Consider the following 258-nt stretch of genomic DNA (forward strand, 5'->3'; position numbering starts at 1 on the left):
CTGATCCTGCTGGACGAGCCGACCAATCATCTGGACGCGCAGGCGCGGGCGCTGGTCGCCGATGTCATCGCGCGTTGGGACGGCGGGGTCGTGGTGGTCAGCCATGATCGCAACCTATTGCGCCGCATGGACCGAATCCTTGAAATTTCGAGCCTGGGTGTCGCCAGCTACGGCGGCGGCTATGACGCCTATGTCGAGCGAAAGGCGCTGGAACGCGAGGCGGCGACGCGGGATCTGGCCGAAGCCCAGCGAGACCTC

The 258-nt window shown here is 65.9% G+C and carries 1 pseudogene; it reads left to right on the forward strand.

The annotated features are described in order from the left end of the window. A pseudogene (locus B3T77_RS11790) lies at window positions 1-258 on the forward strand (ABC transporter ATP-binding protein); the annotation flags it as partial.

The organism is Brevundimonas sp. UBA7838 (assembly GCF_002500885.1).
Lineage (GTDB): Bacteria > Pseudomonadota > Alphaproteobacteria > Caulobacterales > Caulobacteraceae > Brevundimonas > Brevundimonas vesicularis_C.